This window comes from Roseburia sp. AF42-8, assembly GCF_003435965.1.
Taxonomy (GTDB): domain Bacteria; phylum Bacillota; class Clostridia; order Lachnospirales; family Lachnospiraceae; genus Roseburia_C; species Roseburia_C amylophila.
Genome location: NZ_QTVB01000080.1, coordinates 1 through 5,321, shown reverse-complemented (window position 1 = coordinate 5,321; position 5,321 = coordinate 1). Strand labels below are relative to the sequence as shown.

At 32.5% G+C, this 5,321-nt stretch carries 4 protein-coding genes; all 4 read right to left on the bottom strand.

From position 1 onward, the window contains the following. Positions 1–130 precede the first annotated feature (130 nt). Complete coding sequence (locus DW059_RS14805) at positions 131–1,417, bottom strand: oligosaccharide flippase family protein (protein WP_117699303.1); 1,287 nt, start codon at positions 1,415–1,417, stop codon at positions 131–133. A 126-nt stretch (positions 1,418–1,543) separates the two neighbouring features. Then, positions 1,544–2,908, bottom strand: coding sequence for a phenylacetate--CoA ligase family protein (locus DW059_RS14800; protein ID WP_117699302.1), 1,365 nt, complete (start codon positions 2,906–2,908; stop codon positions 1,544–1,546). Between the two features lie 100 nt (positions 2,909–3,008). Beyond that, the gene (locus tag DW059_RS14795) at positions 3,009–4,484 is read right to left on the bottom strand and encodes a DUF362 domain-containing protein (protein WP_117699301.1); all 1,476 of its coding nucleotides are present in this window, start codon (positions 4,482–4,484) and stop codon (positions 3,009–3,011) included. Next, a partial coding sequence (locus tag DW059_RS14790) for an ATP-grasp fold amidoligase family protein (protein ID WP_207659174.1) occupies positions 4,474–5,321 on the bottom strand: 848 nt, incomplete at its 5' end. The genes DW059_RS14795 and DW059_RS14790, both read right to left, overlap by 11 nt.

The following is a 5,321-nucleotide window of genomic DNA, read 5'->3' as shown; positions in this document are numbered from 1 at the left end:
TAATAAATCCTACCAATTCCAGTATATGATTGGTTGATATAAATGAAAACACTGATGTCATTTTTTGACCCATTAAGCACTTATCTCCTATGTATCTAATTATCTGTTCCAAGTAATTTTATCTAAATATCTATTCTTTTTCCTTAAATACCTTCTGGCTTAAAAAAATCAGCCCCACCAAATATGGCAACAGACTAAAATCGGTTGCGATTGCAGCTCCAATAGCCCCATAACGAGGAATAAATAACATGTTTAATATAAAATTCAACAATATCATAGCAAAATAAATTGGTACTCTTTGCTTTGCTTTTTCTTGGTAATCCAATAAAGCAGACATAAATATTGTAATAGCATAACCACAATAGTAAGGTATCAGATAAATTATCACAATTCCAGATTTACTATATTCTACCCCATATAATATTCTAATCACATAAGGGCCAAATAAGAGTACTGCTACGCAAATTAGCAACATAACCGCAACATTTCCAAGCATAATTTTATGAAATGTTTTCCTCATCCTATTTACATTTTCTTTGGTTAAAACAGCAAAGACAGTCATTGTACTTGTACATATTGCCAGATTAACATGTGTGAGTTTTCCCATTAAGCTTTTTGCAATAGAATATGCCCCTATTTCTCCGGTTTCACTCATCACTCCCAACATCAATGAGTCCATTTCTGTCAAAAGAAGTGAGCCAATACTAACAACAAAAATTGGCATAGCATATTTAAAAATACTCCACCTTATAGTTTTCTCATATTCACTATCCGCGTATTGGCATTTCGATTCTCTTAAATATTTTTTTAACAAAATGCTTCCTATTAAAGCAGCATTCCAAATAGCAATTACATATCCGATTCCTAATCCAATGATATTTTTTGATATAACCAGACATCCTACACCAAAGATAAAATAACCACCAAATTCCGCCAATGTCAATATGAAAATATTCTTGAATTTAACAAGACCTATAAAAACAGCCTTAAAATACTCTAACAAAGAATTAGCAAAGCACAAAAGGCTTCCGCATACAAACAGTTCTTTTAAATGCGGATATCTTAAATTTTTACTAGGCTCTACAAAGATAAATACTATACTTGCAATAGTAAATAATAATAAAAATAATCCACTGATTAGTAAACGTAATTTTATTCCTATACGAATATTGCTATTCTGTCTTTTGATATTTTTTCTTTCTTTGGCGACAAAAACTCTGACTGACTCATTTATTCCAAACCAGACTAACCAATAACACATAGTAATAATCGCATAAAAGAAACTCCATTCATCATAAGATTCAGTCGAAAGAAACCTCGCAATCATTATATCCGTTGCCATAAAGAGAATCATTCCTACCGCTTTTGATCCTAAACTCAATATGGTGTCATTCAATATATTGATTTGTTTTTTCATATATTCCTCCACTACTACAATATATTTATGGTTTGTTGTTTAAACTGTATAATATATTTGAAAATTACGTAATCAGTTTAATTCTTTCAAGTTAGCCCTAGCTTTCTATTTACAGACTTTTATCAATCATATTTGACAAATGGTATAAATTCGTTTTCCCGATTTCGATACTGGAATGTCATCAACAATCTTGAAGTCTACTTTTGTTCCTTCTCCCATGGCTTTTTTTATTTCATTTTCTTTTTCAAAATAAAAACCTTTATTATCAACATCTTTATCGAAAAAAACCAATTTTACCAAAATGTGATCTATTGCATCCTGAATAACTTGAAATTGTTTTACATTAGTGCAGGGATAAAAAAGGTGTGTAAAATAATCTCCATATACTATACGCCCATCCATAGTTTTAAAAAAGTCAATTATTCTTCCAGTAACACATTTCAGCATAGGCAATCCCCTACCACACGTACAAGTCTTTGAGCTTAACGCTCCTCTGTCTCCTATTGCATAACGAATTATAGGCATTGAATAATCACTCAACAATGATACTATCAGTTGTCCTTCCTCATCTAAATTACATGATTCATAATTACCATCCAGTACCTCTATATAAGAAACAAACGTATTTATATGCAGACCTTCATTCTTATTACAACTACATGCCATGTCTCCCATTTCCCTTGAGCCATAACGATTGAAGACAGGACACTTAAATACTTTTTGAATTTCCTCTAGCATCTGTTCGTCCAATGTTCCAGCAGATGTCATAATTCCTCGAGGTGAATACATTTCAATATGGTTTAAGTTTGCATATTTCACAATTTCCATAATGGACTGTACATACGCTAAAATCATTTTGGGCTTTGTCTCATTTATCACATTTATGTATTTTTTTATTACATCTTCAGACATTACAAAAGTATTTAAAAAGACTTCATTTCTCATCCAACGGTAAATTTTGTTCATCCAGTCTTTTTTCCCTGATACAATATCTCTTTCACTTCCCCATAAGCGAATTTGATAATCACCTATTTTTCGTCCAGACCATTCATCAAACAACAATTTTGCTCCTTGATCGGTTTCAAAAAATTTTCCACTATGCCTAAATTTAACCGGCTCTCCTGTTGTTCCTCCTGAAACATTTTCGAATGTCCAATCCCTTATTGGTATATCAGGATACATTTTTTTTCCTTCGCGTCGAATTATATCTTTTGTCAGTATAGGAAATTTCTTTATATCGTCAAATATTGTCGCCTTCGAAAAATCTTCTTTTTTGAATCCTAGTTCTCTATAATACGGAACATGTTCTATGGAGAATATCACAATATCATATAATTTTCTTTTCTGTATATTGATATTCTCCTCCATTACATTCCATTGCATTTTTTTTAAGTAATTATATGTTTTTAATTGACCCGAATATCTAAGTCCTTTCGCTCCTCTATTTCCTGTAAAATGTAAAACAAACCAACTTAATACCTTATGCAACATTTAATTAATCTCGCTTTCCTTGATAAGTATTATGTTTTAAAAATTATCTTTCCAACCACAAGACAGCATAAAATTCTCTGCCATATGCCCTATTTTTATCTCAAATAAACATTTCCGTCCAGCCTTTAGTCGGAACAAATTTCCATTTCAACTCATTTGATACACTTTTTATATCCTTGTTGTTCAGTTTTTCATCATTTGAAACATATATCAACTCATCATCTTGATAATTACACAATGGAAGACTTTCATTTGCATTTTTGCAATCCTCTGCAAATGGAAAATTTGTTGCATCTGCCCCCATCATAATGCCCACACCCATATCAAAAATATAGGCATTCAATGCAATTATAATTGCTCCAATCTGCTTTGGACTAGGTGCTACAGGGCCTTCCTTCTCGCCACTAATAATCATATCTCCAATATTCAATGTTTTTCTTTGAATCTCATCATGTATATGTCCATTTTTGTCTGCATAAAAGAGTATTTTATTCAAATCAACTATTGTTTTGCTTATAGTTTTGTTTCCATACCAATTTCCCTCTGCCTCGTCATGATGTACCTTGTTTCCGAGAACCTTTAAACCACCCGCAATATACCAGACAACTTTAGCTGCTTTATAACGTTCTTTTCCTTCTAATGTATTCTTTATGTCATATAACTTATCATCTATATTTCGTAATAGACTCTTCTTTTTATATTCATCTCCTCCTTCTGCCACACTTCCAATCGTATGATGTGGTAAATACTCTTTTCTAACATTCATCCCTACCATATTCTTCATCGCCGCCGTATAGCCAGCTTTTCTATGAGTCTTCGGCTTTGGCATATTAATCACAACATCCGCATTCAAAATATAATTGGACACAAAATATTCATGTCTGCCAGGACAATGATGTTCTTTCAAACGGTCTGGAGAATAGTTTGTGATTCGCATCTTTTCTAAATGTTCTTTATCATATTTGGCAAACTGGCTCATGTCTGCTAAATCAATAACTGTTCCATCCTGATTGTCGCTAATTGTCTGTTTGCGAACGCCTATTCTTTTTTTACTATCAATCTGTGTTGTCAAGCCACGAAAATCTACAATCTTTATTTCTACGCCAACGTTTCTATACCACTCCATCATTTCATTATATCCGCTTTCTTCAAGCAGTTTTTCTAAGTTGCATTCCTGCATAGGTGCATCCCCAATTATGATTCCGCCTTTTCCCTTTAAAGCAATTAAAATATAATCAATAATTGGTGCAACAACTTCTGGCTGTGTAAAAAGACACTCTGTTCCTTCATTTGACTGATTATAATCCATAACTAAATTAGGCTTAATAATAACATTATCTCCTGGTTTAATTAATTCGCCTAACGGATTCCATCTATCGGTTCCATAATTGTCATTATCCATCTGATATATATGTAGAGCCTCCCTAACTGCTTCATACACTTGATTGTGTTCTGAGCAAGCATCAAACATCATTTCAGGATATTGTGTATCTGGACGAAACCAATTTTTTTTCTTTCTATCTGTATATTTTTTTTCAGTACTATATGCAATTCCAACATAATTACTATTTAACATTAATCCAATCTCCCATTATCTTTTCAAATTCTTGTGGTGTAAACTTTTCACATCCATCTCCGTGATAAAATGTCATTTCTCCAAAATAAAGTTTATTTCCAATAATATAAAAATCCACCCTGACATGTCTCATTCCATCTGACAATATTCTAGCGCACCTTAACAGTTCATCTAAAATAACAGGCTTTTCTATTTGGTGTGATGGATTTGTTGGATATTTTATCTGAGCTGGAATATACTCCCATTCTGGTGTGTATAAATTTCTCTCATGCTTCTCATATCTTCCAAAGTCTACCTGTATTACTTTGGGTTCTCCATGAAAACAAAAGACCTTATAATCTTTTAATTCTTTCTGAGACTCGTCTACCATATATTTTTCAGCAATAATTCTGGGTTTTACCCCATTATAATGCCACTGTCTTCCGTGCCAGTAGTAATTGCGCTTCATATGCCATTCGAAGAATTTTTTTTCTTTTTCATAATTTAGCATTGCTTTATCTTTGCAGACGAGCACTCCACCAGAATCATGAGTGCATTTTAAAACAAATTGTTCTGGCAACTCATCAAAATTTACATCATCAAACTTATCCCATATACCAAGTGTAGGAAACACATACTCTTCTCCTAATTTTTCGCTTACCCACTCTTTAGCAGCCTGTTTGTCTACCAGCTTAGAATAATCTGGATTTCTATCATAAATTTTCAACCACTGTATTTTTTCATTATATAAAGTAGGATTGTTCCAATGTAATATTTTTCTTGTCCGTAAAAAATAGCTCAGCCAAATAAATATTCTATCAGGAATACAACGAACGATATACGACTGTTCTATATAAA